At 68.3% G+C, this 23,876-nt stretch carries 22 protein-coding genes; 13 read left to right on the plus strand and 9 right to left on the minus strand.

Annotated features, from left to right (window positions below):
• Positions 1-4 precede the first annotated feature (4 nt).
• From rpsR to QM701_RS04595, 5 genes are all read right to left on the minus strand, one after another.
• Positions 5-280, minus strand: coding sequence for a 30S ribosomal protein S18 (gene rpsR / locus QM701_RS04575; protein ID WP_415165906.1), 276 nt, complete (start codon positions 278-280; stop codon positions 5-7).
• Positions 273-599: a primosomal replication protein N gene (gene priB, locus QM701_RS04580; RefSeq protein ID WP_415165907.1), complete on the minus strand. Its 327-nt coding sequence runs from the start codon at positions 597-599 to the stop codon at positions 273-275. The genes rpsR and priB overlap by 8 nt, the downstream gene beginning before the upstream one ends.
• Positions 596-1,000 carry a 30S ribosomal protein S6 gene (rpsF, locus tag QM701_RS04585; RefSeq protein ID WP_415165908.1) on the minus strand — a complete coding sequence of 135 codons (405 nt, stop codon included), beginning with the start codon at positions 998-1,000 and terminating at the stop codon, positions 596-598. Before rpsF ends, priB begins: the two co-directional genes overlap by 4 nt.
• 92 nt (positions 1,001-1,092) lie before the next feature.
• On the minus strand, positions 1,093-2,256 hold the full coding sequence (locus tag QM701_RS04590; protein ID WP_415165909.1) for a diguanylate cyclase: 1,164 nt from the start codon (positions 2,254-2,256) through the stop codon (positions 1,093-1,095).
• Positions 2,257-2,287: 31 nt separating this feature from the next.
• Entirely contained in the window at positions 2,288-3,283 is a 996-nt protein-coding gene (locus QM701_RS04595) for an oxidoreductase (RefSeq protein WP_415165910.1), read from the minus strand.
• A 220-nt stretch (positions 3,284-3,503) separates the two neighbouring features.
• Between QM701_RS04595 and QM701_RS04600 the strand changes: the two genes are divergently transcribed.
• Both QM701_RS04600 and QM701_RS04605 read left to right on the plus strand, forming a co-directional pair.
• Positions 3,504-4,013 carry a C40 family peptidase gene (locus tag QM701_RS04600; protein ID WP_415165911.1) on the plus strand — a complete coding sequence of 170 codons (510 nt, stop codon included), beginning with the start codon at positions 3,504-3,506 and terminating at the stop codon, positions 4,011-4,013.
• Positions 4,014-4,162: 149 nt separating this feature from the next.
• Positions 4,163-5,188 carry a Fe(3+) ABC transporter substrate-binding protein gene (locus tag QM701_RS04605; protein ID WP_415165912.1) on the plus strand — a complete coding sequence of 342 codons (1,026 nt, stop codon included), beginning with the start codon at positions 4,163-4,165 and terminating at the stop codon, positions 5,186-5,188.
• Positions 5,189-5,292: 104 nt separating this feature from the next.
• Here the strand turns inward: QM701_RS04605 and QM701_RS04610 are convergent, their stop codons facing one another.
• Positions 5,293-6,252, minus strand: coding sequence for an AraC family transcriptional regulator (locus QM701_RS04610; protein WP_415165913.1), 960 nt, complete (start codon positions 6,250-6,252; stop codon positions 5,293-5,295).
• A gap of 108 nt (positions 6,253-6,360) precedes the next feature.
• Here QM701_RS04610 and QM701_RS04615 point away from each other — a divergent pair, with 108 nt between their 5' ends.
• The 7 genes from QM701_RS04615 to QM701_RS04645 all read left to right on the plus strand — a co-directional run bounded on the left by QM701_RS04615 (position 6,361) and on the right by QM701_RS04645 (position 12,700).
• Positions 6,361-7,266: an alpha/beta hydrolase gene (locus tag QM701_RS04615; RefSeq protein ID WP_415165914.1), complete on the plus strand. Its 906-nt coding sequence runs from the start codon at positions 6,361-6,363 to the stop codon at positions 7,264-7,266.
• A gap of 28 nt (positions 7,267-7,294) precedes the next feature.
• Positions 7,295-8,233 (plus strand): alpha/beta hydrolase, encoded by a 939-nt coding sequence (locus QM701_RS04620; RefSeq protein WP_415165915.1) that lies wholly within the window; start codon positions 7,295-7,297, stop codon positions 8,231-8,233.
• Between the two features lie 133 nt (positions 8,234-8,366).
• A complete protein-coding gene (locus tag QM701_RS04625) occupies positions 8,367-9,419 on the plus strand; it encodes an MBL fold metallo-hydrolase (protein WP_415165916.1) in 1,053 nt (350 codons plus the stop codon).
• A 57-nt stretch (positions 9,420-9,476) separates the two neighbouring features.
• Positions 9,477-10,343: an oxidoreductase gene (locus QM701_RS04630; protein WP_415165917.1), complete on the plus strand. Its 867-nt coding sequence runs from the start codon at positions 9,477-9,479 to the stop codon at positions 10,341-10,343.
• A gap of 96 nt (positions 10,344-10,439) precedes the next feature.
• A complete protein-coding gene (locus QM701_RS04635; protein ID WP_415165918.1) occupies positions 10,440-10,826 on the plus strand; it encodes a VOC family protein in 387 nt (128 codons plus the stop codon).
• Between the two features lie 35 nt (positions 10,827-10,861).
• Positions 10,862-11,818, plus strand: a complete 957-nt coding sequence (locus QM701_RS04640) for an SDR family NAD(P)-dependent oxidoreductase (RefSeq protein ID WP_415165919.1) — start codon at positions 10,862-10,864, stop codon at positions 11,816-11,818.
• Between the two features lie 24 nt (positions 11,819-11,842).
• Entirely contained in the window at positions 11,843-12,700 is an 858-nt protein-coding gene (locus QM701_RS04645) for an oxidoreductase (RefSeq protein WP_415165920.1), read from the plus strand.
• A 9-nt stretch (positions 12,701-12,709) separates the two neighbouring features.
• On the opposite strand, the gene QM701_RS04650 is transcribed toward QM701_RS04645, so the two are convergent.
• Together QM701_RS04650 and QM701_RS04655 are read right to left on the minus strand one after the other, a co-directional pair.
• On the minus strand, positions 12,710-14,362 hold the full coding sequence (locus QM701_RS04650) for an ABC transporter permease (protein WP_415165921.1): 1,653 nt from the start codon (positions 14,360-14,362) through the stop codon (positions 12,710-12,712).
• A 9-nt stretch (positions 14,363-14,371) separates the two neighbouring features.
• Complete coding sequence (locus QM701_RS04655; protein WP_415165922.1) at positions 14,372-15,313, minus strand: sugar kinase; 942 nt, start codon at positions 15,311-15,313, stop codon at positions 14,372-14,374.
• 147 nt (positions 15,314-15,460) lie between these two features.
• Between QM701_RS04655 and QM701_RS04660 the strand changes: the two genes are divergently transcribed.
• From QM701_RS04660 to QM701_RS04670, 3 genes are read left to right on the plus strand one after another with little or no spacing between them, the layout of a single operon-like run.
• A complete protein-coding gene (locus tag QM701_RS04660; protein ID WP_415165923.1) occupies positions 15,461-16,528 on the plus strand; it encodes an ABC transporter ATP-binding protein in 1,068 nt (355 codons plus the stop codon).
• Positions 16,525-17,232, plus strand: coding sequence for a leucyl/phenylalanyl-tRNA--protein transferase (aat, locus tag QM701_RS04665; RefSeq protein ID WP_415165924.1), 708 nt, complete (start codon positions 16,525-16,527; stop codon positions 17,230-17,232). Before QM701_RS04660 ends, aat begins: the two co-directional genes overlap by 4 nt.
• Positions 17,229-17,960, plus strand: coding sequence for an arginyltransferase (locus QM701_RS04670; protein WP_415165925.1), 732 nt, complete (start codon positions 17,229-17,231; stop codon positions 17,958-17,960). Before aat ends, QM701_RS04670 begins: the two co-directional genes overlap by 4 nt.
• Here QM701_RS04670 and QM701_RS04675 read toward each other — a convergent pair.
• Entirely contained in the window at positions 17,957-18,937 is a 981-nt protein-coding gene (locus QM701_RS04675) for a magnesium and cobalt transport protein CorA (RefSeq protein ID WP_415169345.1), read from the minus strand. The genes QM701_RS04670 and QM701_RS04675 overlap by 4 nt on opposite strands.
• A gap of 486 nt (positions 18,938-19,423) precedes the next feature.
• Between QM701_RS04675 and QM701_RS04680 the strand changes: the two genes are divergently transcribed.
• Positions 19,424-23,701: a hypothetical protein gene (locus QM701_RS04680; RefSeq protein WP_415165926.1), complete on the plus strand. Its 4,278-nt coding sequence runs from the start codon at positions 19,424-19,426 to the stop codon at positions 23,699-23,701.
• Positions 23,702-23,876: the final 175 nt, after the last annotated feature.

Raw genomic sequence — 23,876 nt, forward strand, 5'->3', positions numbered from 1 at the left:
CGCCTTATTGGTGGTTGTCGGTGTAGGGCAGCAGCGCCAGGAAGCGCGCGCGCTTGATGGCCACCGACAGCATGCGCTGGTAGCCGGCCTTGGTGCCGGTCAACCGCGCCGGCATGATCTTGGCGTTCTCGGCGATGTATTCCTTGAAGAGGTCGACATCCTTGTAGTCGATGCTTTCCATCTTCTCGGCGGTGAAGCGGCAGAACTTGCGGCGCTTGAACAGCCCGCTGCCGCGCTTCTTGACGTTCTTGTCATCCTTTTTCTTGAAAAACCTAGCCATTTTGGTTTCCTTCCACAAATTCGATCGTTGTCACATGCAGCCTGAGCTGCTTGCTGTTCCTGCTGCGGGCGGCCAGAAATCCTGTCATTCGCATCGTCGTTCCGGCGGCGGCGTCCTGCATCCAGCGGGCCGAATCACCCAGCGCGATGGCCGGGATTTCGCATTCGACACGCCGCGGACTCCCCGCCTCGACCTGCTCCGAACAGTGCCCGATCACGCATTCCATCACCGGCACGCCGGCGGGAGTGAAACGCAGCGCCTTGCGCTCGATCAGGGTTCCGGTCAGCTCGACGCGATTCAGGCCGGCCCCGGCAGTCAAGCCGCCGGCGACGCCTCGGGAGCGGCCTGCGCCGCCGCCGCGGGCGCTTCCTCGCGCGGCTGCTCCATCATCGACTTCGACTTCTCTTCCTTCATCATCGGCGAAGGCGTGGTGACGGCCTTCTTCATCTTGATGGTCAGGTGGCGCAGCACGGCGTCGTTGAACTTGAACCCATGCTCGAGTTCGGCCAGCACCTCGCCGTTGCACTCGATGTTCATCAGCACGTAGTGGGCCTTGTGCAGCTTCTGGATCGGATAGGCCAACTGGCGGCGTCCCCAGTCTTCAAGGCGATGGATCTGGCCGCCTTGCGCGGCGATGATCGATTTGTAGCGTTCGATCATCGCCGGGACCTGCTCGCTCTGGTCCGGGTGGACGATGAATACGATTTCGTAATGACGCATGAACACTCCTTTTGGCAAAAGCCCCCCGCCATGCGAACGGTGGAGCAAGGTGGAAAAAGAGAAAGGCGGCGATTCTAGCCGAAAACCGCTTGTCAATCAATGCGATCTTGCGGTTTTTCCGGCTCTTCCGGCGCCTTCGCCGCGAGCAGGCGCTTTTCGAGCTCGGCCAGCGGCAGTCCGGGCGCCAGATCCCGCTCCAGCACCCTGAGCAGCGGCAGCACTTGGCCGCCGAGTTCCGCAAGGTGCGGCACGACAGCGCTTTCGTGGCCCGCGCGCAGCAGCTCCAGCGCCCGTTCGAGCGTCGGGGCGGCCTCCGTCGGCGCAGGCGCCGCTGCTGCTGCGGCACCCGCGATCACGCGGTTGCCGCCGGCCTGCTGCGCGGCCTTCAGGCGCGCGCCGGCCAGTTCGATCAGCGCGCTGGCCGAGGCGACCTCGTCCGCCGGGCTGTTGCTGATGCCGACGCTGACCGAGAGCGCGAGCCGCTGCCCGTGCACGGCGATGCTGGCCACGCGGATGGCCTCGCGCAGGCGGTTGCCGAACGCCTCGCAGGCGGCGAAGGAGGTTCCCGGCGAAATCACCACCAGCTGGCTGCCGATGTAGTGGCCGAGGCTGTCCTCCTTGCGGATCTTGCCGGAGAGCATGGCGATGAAACGCTGCTGCAGCAGCTTGAGCACGTCCGCGCCGTACTCGTCGCGCAGGGCGCCGACGTTGTCAAAGCCCATCACGATGGCGCTCACCTGGCTGTTGTGGCGCATGGCGTGCGACATCGCCTGCAACGCCTGCAGTTCGACGTATTTGCGCGTGAAAATGCCGGTTTCCGGATTCTGGACCTGCTGCTCCAGGTTTTCCTTGAGCTGATGGCGCGCGTGCGCCAGCTTGAGCAGCGAGTCGATGCGCGCCAGCAGTTCCGCGCCGCCGGTACCGCGGCTGATGAAGTCCGAGGCGCCGTGCGCCTTGGCGCGCGCGATCGCCTCGTCGTTGTCGCCGGCGATCATCAGCATCGGCATCTGCGCCAGGCGCGCCAGCCGGGACGAGCGCACCCGCGCCAGCAGGCCGTCGCCGTCGAGCACCGGCAGGGACAGCGAACAGATGACCAGTTCGACCGAATGGTCCAGCACCAGCACCTGCCACGCCGCCTCGCCGTCCGCCTCCTCGCGGAAGTCGTAGAACTCGCGGATCTGCCGGATGAGCATCGCGCGCACCATGCGCGACTCGTTGACGACCAGGATGCGCGGCAGCGGACTCGGGCTGTTCATGCCGGTTCTGTCCCGTGGAGTGGAGGCGCGCTCAGCCGCCGTTCACCTTCACTACCACCCGGCCGCGGGATTGGCCGGCCAGGAAAGCGTCGAACACGCCGGGCAATGCGTCGAAATCGATCACGCGCGTCATTTCCCGCAGGTGGACCGGCCGCAGATCCGAGCACAGCCGCTGCCAGATGGCGGCGCGGCGTTCCGCCCCGATCTCGACGGCGTCGATGCCGAGCAGGTTCACGCCGCGCAGGATGAATGGCATCACCGTCGTATGCACCGCGTGGCCCGCCGCCAGGCCGATGCTGGCGATCGAACCGCCGGGCAGCATCGTGCTGGCCAGCCAGGCCAGGAAATCGCCGCCCAGGTTGTCCACCGCGCCGGCCCACGTCGCCTTGCCGAGCGGCCGGATGCGGGAGAGGTCGAGGGTCGAGCGGAGCATCACCTCCTGCGCGCCCAGGCCGCGCAGATAGCCGCTTTCCGACTCCTTGCCGGTCAGCGCGGTCACCGCGTAGCCGCGCCCCGCGAGCATGTCGACGGCCATGCTGCCGACGCCGCCGGTCGCGCCGGTGACGATGACCGGCCCCCGCTCCGGCGCCAGGCCGTTGTGCTCCAGGCGGGAAATGGCCAGGGCCGCGGTGAAGCCCGCCGTGCCGATGGCCATCGCGTCCGCCAGCGACAGCCCGTCCGGCAGCGGCACCGCCCAGTCGCCCCGGATGCGCGCCAGCTCGGCGTAGCCGCCGTGATGCGCCACGCCGATGTCGAAACAGCTGGCGATGATCCTGTCGCCCGGCTTGAAGCGCGGGTCGTCGCTCTTCTCCACGACGCCGGACAGGTCGATGCCGCCCACGCACGGAAAGCGGCGGATGATCTTGCCCGCGCCCGTCGCCGCCAGCGCGTCCTTGTAATTGACGCTGGAGTAGGCCACCCGCACCGTCACCTCGCCCGGATCGAGCTGCGCCTCGTCCATGTTCACGAAACCGCTGCGCGTCTTGCCTTCGATTTCCTCGATCAGAAAAGCCTTGAACGAACCCACGTCATCCCCTTCACACACGAAACGGCAAAAATGCCACCCTCGGACTCAAGCGCTACATGATACCTACAAACGGGCATTTCCGACACGCTCCACATCGCGCGGCAGCTCAAGAACAAATCAAAAATAATCAATGCGTTACAAAATAAAACGACGGTCCATTAGGCGGCCGAACGGCAAAAATGGTTTACAGCCGCGGATTTTTCTTTTAGATTGCCGCCCCATGTCGTGCCATAAATCCATAACAATCCTGCTTTCGGCAGTCGCCTTTTTCCTCAGCACCGGCGTCGCCCGATCGACCGAGCAACAGCCCAGGCTCGGCGAAGAGACTTCTTTTTTCGAGCGTTACACCAACAACGCGCAGGATCTGATCCTCAAGGGGCTGGAACTCGTCGGCATCAACTACCGGCGGGGCGGCACCAATCCGGACAGCGGGCTCGATTGCAGCGGCTTCGTGCAGGTCGTCTTCAGGGACGCGGTGGGCAAGCTGCTGCCGAGAACGGCCAAGGAGCAGAGCGAGGTCGGCAACGTGGTCGACAAGAACGAACTCAAGCCGGGCGACCTGGTGTTCTTCAACACCATGCGCCGCGCCTTCTCGCACGTCGGCATCTATCTCGGCGACAACCGTTTCATGCACGCCCCGCGCACCGGCGCGGAAGTCCGGGTCGAGGACATGAGCCAGAGCTACTGGGTGAAACGCTACAACGGCGCGCGCCGGGTGGTCGAACGCTGAGGCGGCCGATCGGCGCCACACACGAAAAGACGCGCCTGCGTCTTTTTTTTCCACCTGAACTGATAAAGATTATCATTTACAAAAAGCCGGCAACACGCTAGCATGGACGGGCTGCATCGCGTCATCCACCGTCAAGACAGGAGCCATTCATGCACTTTCGCCCCGCCTGCCGTCTTCTCGCCCTGCTGCTCTGTTCGGGCATCGCCGTCTCGGCCCATGCGCATGGACAGGAAATCAACATCTATTCCGCCCGCCACTACCAGACCGATGAACAGCTTTACGGCGAGTTCACCCGGAAAACCGGCATCCACATCAACCGCATCGAAGGCAAGGAGGAGGAACTGCTCGAACGCCTGCGCAACGAGGGCGCCAACAGTCCGGCCGACGTGTTCATCACGGTCAACGCGGCGCGGCTGTCGGCGGCGCACGAACTGGGCCTGTTCGCGCCGGTGAAGTCGAAGGTGCTCGAAGCGCGCATTCCCGCCCATCTGCGCGCCGACGACTGGATTTCCTTCTCGAAGCGGGCGCGCGTGATCGTCTACGCCAAGGATTCGGTCAAGCCGGAAGACGTGCGCAATTACGCCGATCTGGCCGATCCCAAGCTGAAAGGCAAGGTGTGCACCCGCTCGGGTTCGCATCCGTACAACCTGTCGCTGCTGGCCTCGATCATCGCGCACCGCGGCGAAGCCGCGGCCGAAGCCTGGGCGCGCGGCGTGGTGGCGAACTTCGCCCGTCAGCCCAAGGGCGGCGACACCGACCAGATCAAGGCGGTCGCCGCCGGCGAATGCGGCGTGGCCATCTCGAACTCCTACTACGTGGCGCGCCTGATGCGTTCGGACAAGCCCGAGGACCAGAAGGCGGCGGCCCGCATCGGCGTCGTCTGGCCGGACCAGGACGGCAACGGAACGCACATCAACGTTTCCGGCGCCGGCATGCTCAGGCACGCGCCGCACAAGGATGCCGCGGTCAAGTTCCTGGAGTACCTGGCCAGCGACGACGCGCAGCGCTACTTCGCCGACGGCAACAACGAATGGCCGGTCGTCCCGTCGGTCAAGGTGGCCAATCCGGCGCTCGACGCGCTGGGCAATTTCAAGGCCGACACGCTGCCGGTCGGCTCGCTCGGCATGTACCGCGCCAAGGCGCAGATGATTTTCGACCGCGCCGGCTTCCGCTGATCCACCCAATCCGCGCGACGAGCAACGGCCGGCGATTCCGCCGGCCGTTTTTTTTCACGGAGGCGCCGCCCGGTAAGCGCATACGGTCCGGTGGCAGCCAGCGGTCAGGCGTATCCGGGCAGGCTTTGCCGATTCACGTCGGTGACGGCAGGGGCCGATGACTGGCGCCGATACTGCGTCGGAGAACACGACATTATTCTCTTGAAGGCCGTGCTGAAGGCGCTTTCGGACTCGTACCCCAGCGAGAAGGCGATGGAGGAAACGCTCTCGCCGCCACTGCGCAGGCGATCCGCCGCCACCAGCATGCGCCAGCGTGTGAGGTAGTCCATGGCCGTGCTGCCCGCCAGCGCCTTGAAGCGCTGCGCGAACACGGTGCGCGAGACACCCGCCACGCGGGCCAGCGCCGCCAGCGTCCAGGGGCGGGCCGGCTCGGCGTGCATGGCGCCGATGGCGGCGCCGACCGGCCGGTCCGTCAGCGCGCGGAACCATCCCTGCGGCAGGTCGGCGGATGCCGTCAGGAACAATCTCAGCACCTGTACCAGCATCAGGTGCGCGAGGTGGACGGACATGAGCGCCGCGCCGGGCTGCGGATCGCGCAGTTCGCAGGCCCACTGGTCGAGCGCCCAGCGCAGCACTTCGGCCTGGCTCGACGCCTTGGGGATGTTGACGATGGGCGGCAGCGCATCGAACAGGACGGCGGCATGGCTGCCCGAGAAGTCGAAACGCCCGCAGATGAGGAACACCTCGCCGCCGCCGTTATGCACGGCCACGCCGTCGTGGGTCACGGCATTCAGGATGTGGGTGGCGTCCTGCGGCGACAGCGCCGGGTCGGACGAAAGCACGAAGCGGCGCCCGCCGTTCAGCAGGAAGCAGTCGCCTTCCTCGAAGCGGACGGGGTGGTCCAGGCCGTCCGCGATGCCCCAGCAGGCGCCGCGCATCATGGCCGCGAACTTGATGCCCTCGTGCGGCGGGAAGTCGAAGGACCAGTCGCCCGCGGCATCGAAGCCCGCGTAGAACTGGCTGCGCGGCTGGAGCAGCGAGAGCACGTCCGAAAGAGGGTCCATCACGTATCCGTACTTTTGAAAAGGAAAAGCGTACTTTAGAGTATGGATCGTTCGCAAAGCAAAGGCTATCGTTCATCCCTCAAGGCACCTGTGGAAAGGAAACCGGACATGCAAGCCGTGAAGTTCAAGAACAGCGCGATCGAGATGGCCGCGAACCTGCATTTTCCTGCCGGCTTCGATGCGCGGAAGACGTATCCGGCCATCGTCGTCACCCATCCCGCCGGCGGCGTGAAAGAGCAGACGGCGGGCCTCTATGCCGGCAAACTCGCGGCGGCGGGCTTCGTCGCCATCGCCTTCGACGCATCCTGCCAGGGCGAGAGCGGCGGCGAGCCGCGCCAGCTCGAAAATCCTCATGCGCGTGTCGAGGACATCAGCGCCGCCATCGATTACCTGACGACGCTGCCCTATGTCGACCGTGAGCGCATCGGTGCCATGGGCATCTGCGCCGGCGGCGCCTATACCGTGACCGCGGCGCTGGCCGATCGCCGCATCAAGGCGGTGGGCACCGTCAGCGCCGCCAACTACGGGGCGATCCTGCGCCACGGCTGGGAAGGCCGCGACGATCTCGCCGGCGCGTTCGCGCTGCTGGAGAACGCCGCGCAGGCCCGCACCGGGGAAGCCAACGGCGCCGACACGGGCTACTACCCGATCGTGCCGCAAAAGCCGGAAGAAGCACCCAATGCCGACTTGGCGGAGGCGGTCGAGTATTACCGCACCCCGCGCGCGCAGTGCTCCACGTCGCCGAGCATCGCGCCCACGCGCAGCCTGATGCAGCTCGTCACCTTCGACGCCTTCCACCTGGTGGATCTGTTCCTGACCCAGCCGATCCAGATCGTCGCCGGCGAGAACGCGGGCACGCGCTGGCTCAGCGAAGACCTCTTCCGCCGCGCCGCCAGCCAGGACAAGCACCTGCACATCGTTCCAGGCGCGTCGCATATCGGCCTGTACGACAAGCCGGAGCTGGTGGCCGAAGCCATGGCGCAGCTCGGCCCGTTCTTCAAGGCCCGTCTGTAGTCCGCACCCGCCAGTCAAGGAGCATTTCATGAGCCAAACGCAATCCGTCACCTTCAAGCGCGGCACCTGGGACGTGGCCGCCACGCTGCGCCTGCCCGAGGGCTTCGACGCCGGCAGGAAATACGCGGCCATCGTCTGCGCCCACCCCATCAGCAGCTGCAAGGAGCAGACCGCGGGCGCCATCTACGGCGAGGCGCTGACCCGGGCCGGTTTCATCACGCTGGCCTTCGACGCCTCCACCCAGGGCGCCAGCGGCGGCGAGCCGCGCTTCAGCGAAGACCCGGCCACGCGCGTCGAGGACTTCCGCTGCGCCTTGGACCATCTGGTCACGCTGCCCTGCGTCGATGAGGAGCGTATCGGCGTGCTGGGCGTGTGCGGCGGCGGCGGATATGCCGTCAGCGCGGCGATGACCGAGCGGCGCTTCAAGGCCGTGGGCACCGTGGTTGCCGCCAACTACAGCCGCCTGATGCGCGAGGGCGACATGACGCCCGACGCCGCGCTCAAGACGCTGGACGCCATCGCCAGGCAGCGCACCGCCGAGGCGCGCGGCGCCGAGCCGCTGATCGTGGGCTACATCCCGAACTCCGAGGCGGAGCGCGTGCAGGCCGGCCTCGACGACATCGACATCGTCGAGGCCGTCGAGTACTACACCACGCCGCGCGGCCGGCAGCCGGGCTCGCCCAACAAGCTGCGCTTCACGAGCACCGCCGCGGCGGTGGGCTGGGACGCCTTCCACTTGGCCGAGGTGCTGCTGACCCAGCCGCTGCACATCGTCATCGGCGGCGTGCCGGGCGGCTTCGGCTCCTACAGGGACGGGCTGGAACTCTACGGGCGCGCGCGTTCGCCCCAGAAGAGCCTCCAGATCGTCGCGGGCGTCAGCCACTACGACCTGTACGACCAGCCCGAGGCCACCGCCAAGGCGCTGGAGCAACTGGTGCCGTTCTACCGGCAGCACCTCGGCGCTTGAAGCCGCCCGCGCGGCGCCGCGCCCTCCGGCGCAGCCGCCGCCCTGCTGCTTGCGCCCCTTCTCCATGACCTTTTTACGCCGCGGTGCGGGCATCGCCGCCCTCATTGCACTCATCGCCTGGAGCACCCACGCCATGCTGCAACCCAAGCTTGCCGACTACGCCTCGTCGCCCCGGTCGCGCGACGGGCGCTTTCACAACCAGCGCCCGCCCGGTCCGGGCGACCTGCCTGGATCCACGCTGCGCGTGTGGTGGGATTTCTTCTTCAACAAGCCCGCGGGCACCGCGCCCGCGGCGCCCGTCCCCATCCGGCGCCTGACCCGCGCCGAGCTGGACGCCGCGCCCGACCGCAGCCTGTACCGCCTGGGCCACTCCACGGTGCTGATCAAGCTGCGCGGCCGATGGTGGCTCACGGACCCGGTGTTCTCCGAGCGCGCCTCGCCCATGCGGTTCATGGGCCCCAAGCGCTTCCACGCGCCGCCGGTCGCCATCGACGAGCTGCCGCCCATCCGCGCCGTGATTCTCTCGCACGACCACTACGACCACCTCGACCACGCCGCCATCCAGGCGCTTGCGGCCAGGGTGGAACTGTTCCTTGCGCCGCTGGGCGTGGGCGACCGGCTGGCCGGCTGGGGCATCGCCGGGGACAGGATCCGGCAGTTCGACTGGTGGCAGGGCACCGAGGTGGACGGCCTGCGGTTCACCGCCACGCCCGCGCAGCATTTCTCGGGCCGCGGCCCGACCGACGGCAACCGCACGCTGTGGGCCTCGTGGGTCATCGAGGACGACGACTATCGCCTGTTCTTCAGCGGCGACAGCGGCTACTTCAAGGGCTTCGCCGAGATCGGCGAGCGCTTCGGCCCGTTCGACCTGACGCTGATGGAAACCGGCGCCTACAACGCGCGGTGGCCCTACGTGCACATGCACCCGCCGGAAACCGTGCAGGCGCACCAGGACTTGCGCGGACGCTGGCTGCTGCCCATCCACAACGGCACGTTCGACCTGGCCATGCACGCCTGGGACGACCCGTTCGAGCAGGTGCTGCGTTTCGCCGCCGGGCGCGGCGTGCCGGTCGCCACGCCGATGATGGGCGAGCGCATCGACATGAACGCGCCGCATGAAGGCAGCCGCTGGTGGCGCGCCATGCAGACACAGGAGTCCGGCGCATGGGCACCCCAACCGCAGTGATCGCCGGCGGCTCGTCGGGCGGTCTGACCACCCTCTGACACACAGGAAAGAAATCCAATGAGCAATGCAAAGAAAGTCTGGTTCATCACTGGCGCCTCCTCGGGCTTCGGCAAGGCGCTGGCCGAGGCCGTGATCGCCAATGGCGACATCGCCGTCATCACCGCCCGCCGCCTGGACCGCCTGCAAGCCATCGCCCAGGGCCATGAAGACCGCGTGCTGCCGCTGGCCGTGGACGTGACCAACGCCGCCGCGCGCGACCGGGCCGTGGCCGACACGCTGGCGCGCTGCGGCCGCATCGACGTGCTGGCCAACGTGGCCGGGCGCGGCGTGGCGGGCGCCTGCGAGGAATTCAGCCTGGACCAGTTGCGCGAGCAGATGGAGCTGAACTTCTTCGCCGCCGCCGAGATGAGCCGCGCCGTGCTGCCGCAGATGCGTCGGCAGGGCGCGGGCCACATCCTCACGGTGAGCAGCATCGCCGGGCTGGTGGCGATGAACGCCGCCGGCCCCTACTGCGCCGCCAAGTTCGCCATCGAGGGCTGGACGGAATCGCTGGCCATCGAGGCCAGGCCGCTGGGCATCCACGTCACCCTGGTCGAGCCGGGCGCGTTCCGCACCGAGTTCGCGGGCGACGTGAACATGCGCCCGGCGCGAAGCATCGCCGCCTATCGCCCCATGGTCGAGCCGTTCGAGACCTACCTGGAAACCTCCGCCGGCAAGCAGATGGGCGACCCGGCCAAGGCCGCCCGGCGGATGCTGGAGGCAGTCGCCAGCGACGCGCCGCCGGTGCGCCTGATGCTGGGCCGCGATGCCTTCTCGATCTGGGACGCCACCATCGCCAGGCGCATCGAAGACCTGAACAGCTGGCGCGCACGCGGCGAGGACACCGCCTTCGACGGCTCCGAGGTCGTGGAAATCCGGCTGTGACGCCCGCGACAGCCGGGGCATCGCTGTATTGCTCACCCCGTGCGTGAGGCGCATTGGCGCCCCGCCGCTTCTCATCGACCAAAGAAAGGACGAACGATGTTCAGCCACCTGCTCCTCGGGAGCAATGATCTGGTCCGCTCCAAGCGTTTCTACGATGCCGCGCTCGGCGTCATCGGCGTCGCCCCCGGTACGCCGCTGGTCTTCGGTTCGCCGCGTGTGATGTACCGGCACAAGGGCTTCATATTCGCCGTGGCGCAGCCGCTGAACGGCCAGCCGGCCACGCCCGCCAACGGCGGCACCGTCGGTTTCCTGATCGACAGCCCGGAACAGGTCGAAGCCTTCCACGCCGCCGCGCTGGCCCACGGCGGCACCGCCTGCGAAGACCCGCCGGGCAAGCGCGAGACGCCGGCCGGCCCGCTCTATCTGGCCTATGTGCGCGACCCGGACGGCAACAAGCTCTGCGCCTTCCACCGGCCGGGCTGAGCCGGAATGCCATTGATCACGAAAGAGATGTTCTCATGCACGATCCGCAAACTCCCCTGAACTCCGGCTTCGGCTTCCACAGCACCGCCGCCGGGGTGCTGGCCGGCATCGACCTGTCCGGCAAGCTGGCCATCGTCACCGGCGGCCACTCCGGCCTGGGCCTGGAAACCACCAAGGCATTGGCCGGCGCCGGCGCGCGCGTGCTGGTGCTGGCGCGCAACCCCGAAGCGGCCCGCAAGGCGCTGGACGGCGTGCCCAAGGTCGAGGTCGATCAACTCGATCTGGCCGACCCCGCCAGCGTGCGCGCCTGTGCCGAACGTTTCGTCGCCGGCGGCCGCCAGGCCGGCATCGTCATCTGCAACGCCGCCGTGATGGCCAACCCGGAGACGCGCGTGGGCGACGGCTGGGAGTCGCAGTTCGGCACCAACCACCTCGGCCACTACGCGCTGGTCAACCTGCTGTGGCCGGCCATCGCCCCCGGCGCGCGCGTCGTGTCGCTGTCGTCGAGGGGCCACCACTTTTCGCCGATGCGCTGGGACGACGTGCAGTTCACCACCGGCTACGACAAGTGGCTGGCCTACGGCCAGTCCAAGACCGCGATCGCGCTGTTCGCCAAACAGCTCGACACGCTCGGCCAGGCCAAGGGCGTGCGTGCTTTCTCGGTGCATCCGGGTTCGATCTACACCCCGCTGCAACGCCACATGAGCATGGAGGAGCTGACCTCGCTGGGCTGGCTCAACGACAAGGGTGAAGTCATCGACCCCAACTTCAAGACCCCGCCGCAAGGCGCCGCCACCACGGTGTGGGCCGCCACCTCGCCGCTGCTCGCAGGCAAGGGCGGCCTGTACTGCGAGAACTGCGACGTGGCGGTACGCGACAACACCCCGACGCCGACCGAGACCGGCGTGCGCGACTACGCCATCGATCCCGCACTGGCCAAGTGCCTGTGGACGCTGTCGGCCGGGCTGACCGGCATCGATGCCTTCGCTTGAATTCCATCCACAAGGAGATCCCTCATGAAAATCTGGTTCATCACCGGCGCCTCGTCCGGCTTCGGCAAGGCACTGGCGGAATTGGTCCTGGCCAGGGGCGACAGCGCCGTCCTCACCGCGCGCCGCCTGGAGCCGCTGCAGGCCATCGCCGCCGCCCACGGCGGGCGCGCCCTGGCGCTGCAGCTGGACGTGACCGACGCCGCCGCGCGCAAGCAGGCGCTGCAAGCGGCGATCGAAAGGTTCGGCCGCCTCGACGTGCTCGCCAACATCGCGGGCGCGGGCGCTTACGGCGCGCTGGAGGAGTTCACCTCCGCGCAGATCCGCGCCAACCTGGAGCTGAACTTCTTCGCCGCCGCCGAGCTGTCGCGCGAGGTGCTGCCGCAGATGCGCGCGCAGAGGTCCGGCCACATCCTCAACCTGACCAGCATCGCCGGTCTGGTGGCGTTCCCCGGCAACGGCCTCTATTGCGCGTCCAAGTTCGCGCTGGAGGGCTTCACCGAGGCGCTGCACCATGAGGTCAAGCCGTTCGGCATCCGCGTGACGCTGATCGAGCCGGGCGCGTTCCGTACCGGCTTCGCAGGCAGCGCCGCCATGCAGGCCGCCGCCGGGATCGCCGACTATGCGGCGCTGGACGCGGGCCTGGCCGAATATTTCGCCACGCAGGACGGCCGGCAGACGGGCGATCCGGCCAAGGCTGCGCACGTGATCATCGACATGGTGGCAAGCGCCGCGGCGCCGGTGCGCCTGATGCTGGGCGAGGACGCCTACCAGCTCTGGGAAGGCGCCGTCGCCTCGCGCAACCGCGACCTTGCCCGATGGCGGACACGCGGCGAGGACACGGCCTTTCCCGACGGCATCAGGAATCCGGTCCAGGCGCTCTGACCGGCCGGACTACGGCGCGGCGCGGCCGGGGCGCCCCCGGCGCGAAATCTGCCGCGAGAGCACGATCACCGGCAGCAGGCCGGCCGCGACGATAGCCAGCGCGGCGGTCGAGGCTTCCGCCAGGCGCTCGTCCGAGGCGAGCACGTAGGCCTGGGTGGCCAGCGTGTCGAAATTGAACGGCCGCATCACCAGCGTCGCCGGCAGTTCCTTCATCACGTCGACGAACACCAGCAGTCCCGCCGTCAGCAGGCTCCCGCGCAGCACCGGCAGATGCACCCGGCGCAGGACGCCGCCCGCGCCCTCGCCGAGGCTGCGCGCCGACTCGTCCATGCCCGGCGTGATCTTCGCCAGGCTGGCGCCCACCGTCTGCAGGGCGACGGCGAGGAAGCGCACGAGGTAGGCGTAGACCAGCGCCGCGATACCGCCGGTCAGCAGCAGGCCGGGGTTGACGCCGAACCAGTCCTGCCACTGCTGGTTCAGCCAGTGGTCCAGCCGCGTCACCGGAATCAGCACGCCCACCGCGATGACCGAGCCCGGCACGGCGTAGCCGAGCCCGACCAGCCGGTTCAGCGCCGCCGGCATCCTGCCCTTCGCCAGGCGGGCGCCGTAGGCCAGCAGGACGGCGAGGCCAACGGCGGCGGCCGCGGTCACGCCGGCCAGGATGAAACTGTTGCGGGTCAGGCGGATGAACGGCGCCCCGAACTGCGCGTCGCCTTCGAGCAGCGCCAGGCGCAGGAGCAGGCCGGCCGGCAGCAGGAAGCCGATGACCACCGGCGCCAGGCAGGCGGCGCAGGCCAGGACCGCCGGCACGCCGCGCAGCGGCTGGCCGCGTCGCGGCCGATCGCGCCCGGTGGTGTCGTGGAAACGGGCGCGGCGGCGCGAGGCCTGTTCCAGCAGCAGCAACGCGATCACGAAGCCGAGCAGCGCGGCGGCGAGCTGCGCCGCGGCGATGCGGTCGCCGAGCGAGAACCAGGCGCGGTAGATGCCGGTGGTGAAGGTCTGCACGCCGAAGTACGAGACGGCGCCGTAGTCGGCCAGGGTTTCCATCAGGGCCAGCGTCGTCCCCGCCGCCACGGCCGGCCGCGCCAGCGGCACGGACACCCGCAGGAAACTGCGCCACGGCCCCAGGCCCAGCGTGCGCGCCGCCTCCAGCATGCCGCCGGCGCGCTCGATGAAGGCCACGCGGGCGGTCAGGTAGACGTAGGGATAGAGCACGAAGACGAACAGCACGATGGCGCCGCCCAGGCTGCGCACTTCGGGGAAGAAGTAGTCGGCCCGCGTCCAGCCGAACGCCTCGCGCAAGGCGCTCTGCACCGGGCCGGCGAACTGCAGGAAGTCGGTGTAGACGTAGGCCAGCACGTAGGCCGGGACGGCCAGCGGCAGCACCAGCGCCCATTCGAAAATCCGGCTGCCCGGAAAGCGGTGCATGGCGGTCAGCCAGGCGGTGGACACGCCGACGGCGACGGTGCCCGATCCGACCCCGAGGCACAGCCACAGCGTGTTGCCGACGTATTCGGGCAGTACCGTCGCGGCCAGATGCCGCCAGACGCCCGACGTGCCGCCGTCGAACACGTGCGCCAGCACGCTGGCCACCGGCAGCCCGATCAGGCCGGCCACCACGGCGGCGAGGATGAGCAGGCCCGGCGACGCCGCGAGCTTCATGGAGGGCGCTCAGGCGAAGAAAAACACCGGCATCGCCTCGCGCGGGATGATCGCTCCGGCATGCTGGATCACGATCGAGGCGAGCTTGTTGCCCGACCGGGCCGCCACCTCCGGCCCCTGCCCCTGCAGGCGGGCAGCCAGATAGCCGCCGGCGAAGGAGTCGCCGGCGCCGGTGGTGTCCACCACCTTGGCCACCGGGAAGGTGGGCACCGCGATCGGTTCGCGGCCAGCGAGGCGCACCAGCGTCGGCTCGGCGCCGCGCTTGATCACCACCTCGCCGGGCGGCAGCGCGCAGGCGTGGCGGATCGCCGACGCCGCGTCCGGCAGCCCGTAGAGCGCCTGGTTGTCGTCCAGCGTGATCATCGCCAGGTCGCAGCAGGCGAACGCCCGTTCGTACCAGGCACGCGCGTCGGCGAGGCCCGGCCACAGGCGGGCGCGGAAATTGTTGTCGAAGATCACCTGCCGGCCCGCGGCGCGCAGCCGTTCGGCGCACTTGAACAGCCGCTCGCGCCCGTGGCGGGACAGCACCGCCAGGCTGATGCCGCTGAAATACAGCGCGTCGAGCGTGCCGAGCGCGTCCTCCAGCGGACTGCTGGCGCCGTCGAAGTAGTGCCGCGCCGCGCTGGAATCGCGCCAGTAGTAGAAGGTGCGCTCGCCGGTCTCGTCAACCTGGATCGTATACAGCCCCGGCATGCGGCCGGGTTCGCGGATGACCAGGCTGGTATCGATGCGGTCGTCCCGCCACGCGCGCAGCATCGCCTCGCTGAAGGCATCGGTGCCGAGTTCCGTGGCGTAGGCCACCTCGATGCCGCCGTCGGCGGCGAGGCGCGCCAGATACACGGCGGTGTTCAGCGTGTCCCCGCCGAAGTATTGCTGCATCGTGCCGAACAGCTGGCCGCGCAGCTCGATCATGCATTCGCCCAGCAGCGCGATGCGGATTCCGCGTTCCATTCCTTCCTCCCTCCGGGGCGCGACAGACCCGGCGCCGACATGCCGAATGGTACGGTATCGCGCGCGGTGCTCAAAACGGCGCGGGCGCGGCCGGAAGCCCGCGGCGGGACCGTATAATCCCCCCGTCCCGCCAGACCGTCGCCGCCCATGGCCCACCTCGAACTCGATCGCATCGTCCAGCGCTACGGCGCGCATACCGTCGTCGACGGCGTCGGCTTCCGCGTGGACACGGGCGGCATCGTCTGCCTGCTCGGGCCGTCGGGCTGCGGCAAGACGACCCTGCTGCGCTGCATCGCCGGGTTCGAGCCGATCGTCGAGGGGGAAATCCGCCTGGACGGCGCGCCGGTCAGCCGGCCGGGATTCAGCCTGCCGCCGGAAAAGCGGCGCATCGGCATGGTCTTCCAGGACTACGCGCTGTTTCCCCACCTCACCGTCGCCGGCAACATCGGCTTCGGGCTGGCCGCGCTGAGCGGGCGCGAGCGCCGGGCGCGGGTGGAGGAACTGCTCGCGACGGTCGGACTGTCCGGCCAGGAGCGCAAGTATCCGCACGAACTCTCGGGCGGGCAGCAGCAGCGCGTGGCGCTGGCCCGCGCCCTCGCCCCGCGCCCCGAACTGGTCCTGCTCGACGAGCCCTTCTCCAATCTCGACGCGGAATTGCGCGAACGCCTGTCGCACGAAATACGCGCCATCCTCAAGCAGCAGGGCATGACCGCCATCCTGGTCACGCACGACCAGAACGAGGCCTTCGCCATGGCCGACGAGATCGGCCTGATGGCGGACGGGACGATCCAGCAGTGGGATACGCCGTACGACCTTTACCACCGCCCGGCCAACCGCTTCGTCGCCGACTTCATCGGCCAGGGCGCCTTCCTGCCCGGCACGGTCGCCGACGGCGGCCGGATCGACGTCGAGCTCGGCCGGCTCTCGCCGCGCCTGCCGCTCGCCGCCGGCCGCGGCTGCCCGGTGCAGGTGCTGCTGCGCGCCAACGACATCGTCTACGACGAGTGCAGCGCGCTGCGCGCCGAGGTGGTGCACCGCGCCTTCCGCGGCGCCGAGTTCCTGTATACGCTGCGCCTGCCGAGCGGCGCCGAGGCCCAGCTCCTGGTTCCCTCGCACCATCACCACGCCCTGGGCGAAACGATCGGCATCCGGCTCGGCGTCAACCACGCCGTCGCCTTTGCCGACGACCGCCGCGCGCCCGGAGCCGCCCGATGATTCCCTGGCTGGGCAACGCCGAGAACTTCCCGCCGCTCGAACTCGCCCTGCGCGAGCCGAACGGCCTGCTCTGCGCGGGCGGCGACCTGACGCCGCAGCGCCTAGTGCAGGCCTACATCAACGGCATCTTCCCCTGGTACTCGCCGGGCGAACCGATCCTGTGGTGGAGCCCCGATCCGCGCATGGTCCTGTTCCCCGGCGAATTCAGGATTTCGCGCTCGCTGCGCAAGACCCTGCGCCAGGGCGGCTACCGGGTGTGCCTGGACAGCGGCTTCAAGGCGGTGATCCAGGCCTGCGCGCGCAAGCGCCGTCCCGGCCAGGCGGGCACCTGGATCACACCCGAGATCCAGGCCGCGTATCTCCGGCTGCACGAACTCGGCTACGCGCACTCGGTCGAAACGTGGGTCGATGGCAAGCTCGCCGGCGGCCTGTACGGCATCGCCATCGGCAAGATGTTCTACGGAGAATCGATGTTCACCCACGTCACCGACGCCTCGAAGATCGCCATCGCCCATCTGGCGCGCTTTCTTGAACAACAGGGCTTCGGCCTGATCGACTGCCAGATGAACACCTCGCACCTCGCCTCGCTGGGCGCCCGGGAAATCCCGCGCGACGACTTCATCCTCAACGTGCGGCACCTGACCGCCATCCCGCCCCTGTGCGGCCGCTGGCCGGCCGACGCGGCGGCGGGCGACTGGCGATGACGCGCCTCAACGATTCCGACCTGCCGCTGTCGCTGCTGCAGTTCTGCGACACGGCGCCGCATCCGTGCAGCTACCTGCCCGGCCGGGAAGCCGTCTCGCGCGTGGCCATCCCGCCGCAGCTGGTCGGCGCCGACATCTACGCCGAACTGGTCCGGCGCGGCTTCCGGCGCAGCGGCGATTTCACCTACCGTCCGGCCTGCCACGGCTGCCGGGCCTGCGTGCCGGTGCGCGTGCCGGTCGCCCGCTTCGTGCCGGACCGCAGCCAGCGGCGCTGCCTGAAGGCGAACCAGGCGCTCGAAGTACGCGAGCGGCCGCTCGGCTTCTGCGAGGAACACTACGCCCTCTACCGCCGCTACCAGGCGCAGCGCCATTCCGGCGGCGGCATGGACGACGACGACCGCGAGCAGTACGTGCAGTTCCTGCTGCAGAGCCAGGTCGACACCCGGCTGATGGAATTCCGCGACGGCGGACAGCTGCGCATGGTCAGCATCATCGACGTGCTCGACGACGGGCTGTCGTCGGTCTACACCTTCTTCGATCCGGACCTGCCGGCCGCCAGCCTGGGCACCTACAACATCCTCTGGCAGATCCGCCAGTGCCTGGACAACGACTGGCCCCACCTCTATCTCGGCTACTGGATACAGGAATGCCGCAAGATGAGCTACAAGGTGCGCTTCCGGCCGATCGAGGGGCTCATCGACGGCGTCTGGCAGGAGCTCCCCGATTAAAGCCAGCCCGCCCGCTTGAAGCGCAGGTAGAGCAGCAGGCTGCTCAGGGCGATGACGATCAGCGCGACCGGGTAGCCGTAGGCCCAGTCCAGTTCGGGCATGGCCTTGAAGTTCATGCCCCAGATGCCGGCGAACGCCGTCGCCACCGCGAAGATCCCGGCCCAGGCGGCCAGCTTCTTGTTGTCCTCGCTCTCCTCGATGGCCACCATCGAGAGGTTGACCTGGATCGCCGTGCCGATCATTTCGCGGACGTTGTCGATCGAGGTGTTGATGCGCGCCAGGTGGTCGTGCACGTCGCGGAAATACTCGCGGCCGCTGGCGCAGACGGCCGGCGCGCGGCTGCCGAACAGCTTGCCGGTCTCCTCCAGCAGCGGCGCCACCGCGTGCTTGAGCCGCATGACGCGGCTCTTCAACGAGTAGAGCCGCTGGATGTTGGCGCGCGCCGCGCCCTGGGTGAAGATCAGTTCCTCGATCTCCTCCAGTTCCGTTTCCAGGAGGTCGGCGATCGGAATGTAGCGGTCAACGGTGGCGTCCATCAGGGCGTAGAGCACGAAGCCGGAGCCCAGCCGGAGCAGTTCCGGCTCGCGCTCGCAGCGCTCGCGCACGGCGAGGAAGTGCTGCACGCTGTGGTTGCGCACCGACAGCACGTAATTGCGGCCGACGAAGATGTCCACCTCCCCCGTACCGGCGTCGGCCGCCGTGCTGGCGTTCGGGCCGAAGTCCAGCAGATGCATGACGACGAACAGCGAATCGCCGTAGTCCTCGATCTTCGGCCGCTGGTGCCCGTGGCGCGCATCCTCGACGGCCAGCTCGTGCAGTGAGAACTCCTCCTTCATCGTATCCAGTTCTTCCGGCGTCGCATCGGCCAAAGCCACCCAGACGAAGCATTCCGGCCGCGCCAGGTAATCGCTGATTTCCTCGATCGGCAGATCGGCCAGCTTGGTGCCGTTCTCATAGGCCACGCAATTGATCAGCACGGCGTTCTCGCTTTCTCGCATCGATTCCGGGGATGCAAAAATACCAGAGACGCGGACGGGCATGGCGAAAAGCGCGGGCTTTTTAACCATAACGAGCACAACGGGCACGACGAAAGACAAAATCGGGAAAATCGTAATTAACCACGGCGACACGGCGGGCACGGCGAAAAGCAAAATCCTGTTTCTTGTTTTTCGTTGTGCCCGTCGTGTTCGTCGTGGTTAAAAGCCCTTGCCTTTCTCCCTCCCCTTCAAGTGGAGGGCCGGAGTGGGGATAGGGCAAAAACCACATCTCTCATCCGGTTTTTCCGACGATTCCTATTTGACATTCCCGCGTTTGCGGCGACCCTACGCGAGCTTTTGCGTCCGGGCATCGCAGACCGATGCCGGACGAATCCCCCCGCGTTTCGTCCTCGCGGCCAGGTGACCCTCGCGCACCCGGCCCGGCGGAGCGTATTCCTCACAATCTGAACAGGGAACCTCCGAACCATGACTCAGCCCTCCGTCTCCAGCCTCCAGCCCTCTAACCACCCGCCCGGCGCGGCGGAGCGCACCATGAGCCGCAGCGCGACTGGCCGCCGGCGCCACGCGGGCACGCGCCGCCGGGACACCCCGCGCTTCCTGGTCAGCAGGATCAGTGCCGCTCTGGCCCTTGTCCTGCCCGCCGCCGGCGCATTCGCCCAGACCATCATCCACGACGGCACGACGCCGCCCGAAACGGCGGCGAGTCTGGGGCTTCCATTATGGGTAGGGGCACCGACGAGCCTGGGCGTCATCTATCGCGACGGCGGCTATACCGTGACCACCAATGCGGACCTGATCATCGACGACACGTCCGGGACACACCTGGACTTCATCATCGGCGGCTATTCGAACAATGGAGCGGGGGTGGAACAAAACGCCGTCGCGATCAGGCAAGGCAGCATTCAGGGCAACATTCTTGGCGGTCTGTCGCAGATCACGAATATTACGTCGGATCAACACTTGAGCGGCACGGGAAGCATCAGCGACACCACCGCCAGTAGCTACGGCGGAGCAAACGCCAACGGCAACACGGCCACGCTCGACGATCACGCGGTGGTCGCGGGGACTTTGTTCGGCGGCCACGCGGTGCTCATGGCCTACGCCGGGAACGCCACGAACGGCGGCAATGACGCCCGATCCGCCGTCGCCGACGCCGAGGTCTCTTCCGGAGCCAGCGCAAGCGGCAACGAGGTGGCCGTGAATGACAGCGCCACCCTGACGGGGCACCTGTTCGGCGGCCGGGCGTCGATCTACGCGCGCGCCGGGCGGGCCGAGATCGATTCGGTGATCGTGACCGGCAGCATCGACGCCCACGCCCAGGCCAACGCCAAAATCATAGCAGCCGGCACCCACGCGGATACCAACACGCTGTTCGTGAACGGCAGCGCAACCGTAGCGGGGCGCCTGTTCGGCGGACAGGCGGCGATGGATGCGCATGCCGGCACGGCCCGCGTCGGCGACGTGACCATGACCTCCGCTGCCGACATCTTCACCAGTGTCGATGTCTCCGCCAACGCCAGCGCCCGCGTCGTCGGCACCACGGCGGCCGCCGGCGACAACACGCTTATCGTCGCGGGCACGGTCGTCACGGGAGAACTGTACGGCGGACAGGCGACGATCGGCGTATACGCGGCCGAAGCCACCGGCGCCACGACCACCGCGCCGACCGACGGCACCGATGCGCTAGTCATGGCCGACGCCCGCGCCGACGCCCGCTTCGATGCATCCAATGCCCGCGCCAACGGCAACACGCTCACCGTCGCGGACGGCGCATCAGTCACGGCGGACCTGCGCGGCGGCCACGCGGCGATCGACGTACGGGGCGGCACGGCCGAGGGCGGCACGGCGATCAATTTCACCCACCGCAACGCCGACGCCAGCGCCAGCGCCGATGCCGTGGATTTCTGGGTTAACGCCGACGGCAACGGGCTCAACCTCGCCGATAACGCCACCGTGACCGGGGACCTGTACGGCGGGCAGGCTTCTGTCAGCGTACACGCCGGCATGGCCACGGGCGGGGGCGGCACGGCGGGGACCGCCTCCGGTACCGCCAACGCCGGAGCCAGCAGCACCAGAGCGCATGCCGACACGAACACGCTCACCGTCGGGCGGTACGCCATGGCGACGGGCGATCTGCACGGTGGCCGCGTGACGATCGACGTGCAGGCCCAAAATGCCCTGAGCGGCACCGCGACAGCATCGATGAACGATGCCGTAGCCGATGCCGTAGCCATGGCCTTGTTCAACTTGACTATGGCCAGCGCCAACCACAATACGGTCACCCTCGCCGAAAGCGCCGCCGCCCAGGGCAGCCTGTACGGCGGCCGCGTTTCCCTGGCGGCGCACAGCGCATCAGCCGTTGCCGGCACGGCCGACAGTTCCTCCGACGATGCCTACGCCAGGGCGGCCGCCCCGGGCGGCTACGTCGCCTTCTCTTCCATCAACGCTTTCCAAAACTGGGCGCAGGCCGACACGAACACCGTCGCCGTCGGGGAGAACGCCACCGTGCACGGCAGCCTGTACGGCGGCCACGTCGAGCTCGACGCACAGGCCGGCACGGCCACCGGCAACACGGCGAGCGCGACCGCCGGCAGCGCCCGCGCCGAAGCCATTGCCGCCGCCATGATGAGCCATACCTGGGTCAGCGCCACCGGCAACACGGTCGACCTCGCCGAAGGCGCCGCCGTCGAAGGCAGCCTGTACGGCGGCTGGGTGTCCGGCAGCGTGCGCGGCGGCATCGCCACGGCAGGTACGGCCAACGTCTCCGCCAGCGGCGCTTCCGGCAGCAGCGTCGCAGCCAACGCCACTGCCGACATCCAGAATTCAGCGATGCGCGCCGACGGAAATACGGTCACCGTCCGGAAGAACGCCGCCGTGAGAGGCAGCCTGTACGGCGGCCATGCGTCGCTCGACGTGCAAGGCGGTACGGCCGCCGGCGGAATGGTTACCGGCGCCACGGGCGTCACCGCCGATGCCGACGCTTCCGTGCTGGTCGTCAACAGCATCGTCAGCGCCAGCGACAACGTGGTCAGCCTGAACGGCAAGTCGACGGACGGCGGGTCCATTTACGGCGGGTATGTCCGCTGGTCCGTGGCGGCAGGCACGGCGAGCGTGGCGGCCAGCGGCGCAACGGCGCGCGCCGATGTCGTTTCATCCGGTTCCCGGGCCCTGGCTACGAACAACACCGTCACCATCGGCGACCAGGCCCGCATCCTCGGCGGCAACACCTCGCTCTACGGCGGCTACCTGGAAGCGCCAAACCACAAGCCGGAACGCTACGACGTGTTCACCGGCAATACCCTGAACTTCTCGGCGCAGCCGGTCAGCGTGCATACCGTCGCCAACTTCGAGAAATACAACTTCACCCTCCAACCGTCCCTGGCGAACCAGCCGACCGCGCTGATCAGCGCGCAGCAGATCGTCCTCGGCAGCAACGCCGACAACCTGGACAGTGCGCAGGCGGCCAAGGCTTCCGAGATCAGGGTCGTCGGCATCCATTCCGGCAACGCTCTGAACGCCGGCGACCAGTTCGTCCTGATGCGCGCGGCCAGCAGCCTGTCCGGCAGCGGCATCGGCCTCACCTCGACCGGCATGCTCCAGCAGGGCATCTCGCTGCTATACGACGTGCAGACCCGCGTCAACCTCGCCGGCAAGGAAGTGACCGCCACGATCCTCGCCTGCCAGGCCAGCGCGGGCGAGACGTGTCCGAGCAGTGGTTCGGGTGACGGTTCGGGCGGTAATTCCGGTGGCGGCTCGGGTGGTGGTTCAGACGGCGATTCCGGGGCCGGTTCGGGCGGCCGCCCGGCAGCGCGCGTGAATCCGCAGCTCAAGGCCCTGTCCGAAGGCTACCTGGGCGGCGCGATGCTCGTCACGCGGGGCGCCGACCACATCGCCGACGAGGCGTTCGACGCCATCGCCGCCCAGGCGTCCGGCTCCGGCGCGTCATCCTTCGCCCTGGCCTCGGCCGGCCGTTCCCGCTACGACAGCGGCTCGCACGTGACTTCGAACGACCAGTTCCTCGCCGCCGGCCTCGGCGTCCGGCAGGAGGCATTTACCGCTGGTGCCTTCGTCGAGGGCGGTTGGGGCAACTACGACAGCCACAACAGTTTCTACAACGCCGCTTCGGTCGACGGCGACGGCCACGCCCGCTATTACGGCGCCGGCCTGCTCGGGCGCTATGCCTTCGCCAGCGGCTTCTACACCGAGGCGTCCCTCCGCGCCGGCAGGACCCGCCTGAGCTTCGACACCGGCGACCTGCAGAACCTGGCGAGCGGCGAGTTCGCGCGCTACCGCCTCCATTCCCGCTACGTGAGCGCGCACCTGGGCGTGGGCTATGAACTGCCGCTGACCGCCGACCAGACGCTGGACCTCTCGGCCAAATACCTGGGCAGCCGGGTCGGCGGCAAGCACGTCACCGTGGCCGGCGACCCGCTCCACTTCGAACGGGTCGATTCGCAGCGCCTGCGCCTGAACGCGGAACTGGCGCACCGCTACTCCCCGGCGGTGACGCTCAAGGCGGGGCTGGGCTACGAGCGGGAGTTCGACGGCGAGGCGAAAGCCACCACGTATGGGAGCTACAGGATCGAGGCGCCGAGCGTGAAGGGTGGCACCGGCCTGTTGTCCCTGGGCGCCAGCGTCCGGCCGACCGCCAGCCGCAACCTGACCCTGGACTTCGCCGCCACCGGCTACGCCGGCAAGCGCGACGGCGGCGGCGCGTCGGTGCAAGTGCAGTACAAGTTCTAAAAAAAGCACATTAACCACGGCGACGCGGCGGGCACGGCGAAAAGCAAAATCTTGTTTCTTGTCTTTCGTCGTGCCCGTTGTGTCGCCGTGGTTAACCGCCCTCGCTCATCTTCCCGTTTTATAACGTTTCCGCATATTCATGCACTGATTGCGTGGTTGAACGGCATTAGGCGAA

The sequence above is a fragment of the Propionivibrio sp. genome (genome assembly GCF_047602565.1).
Taxonomy (GTDB): Bacteria; Pseudomonadota; Gammaproteobacteria; order Burkholderiales; family Rhodocyclaceae; genus Propionivibrio.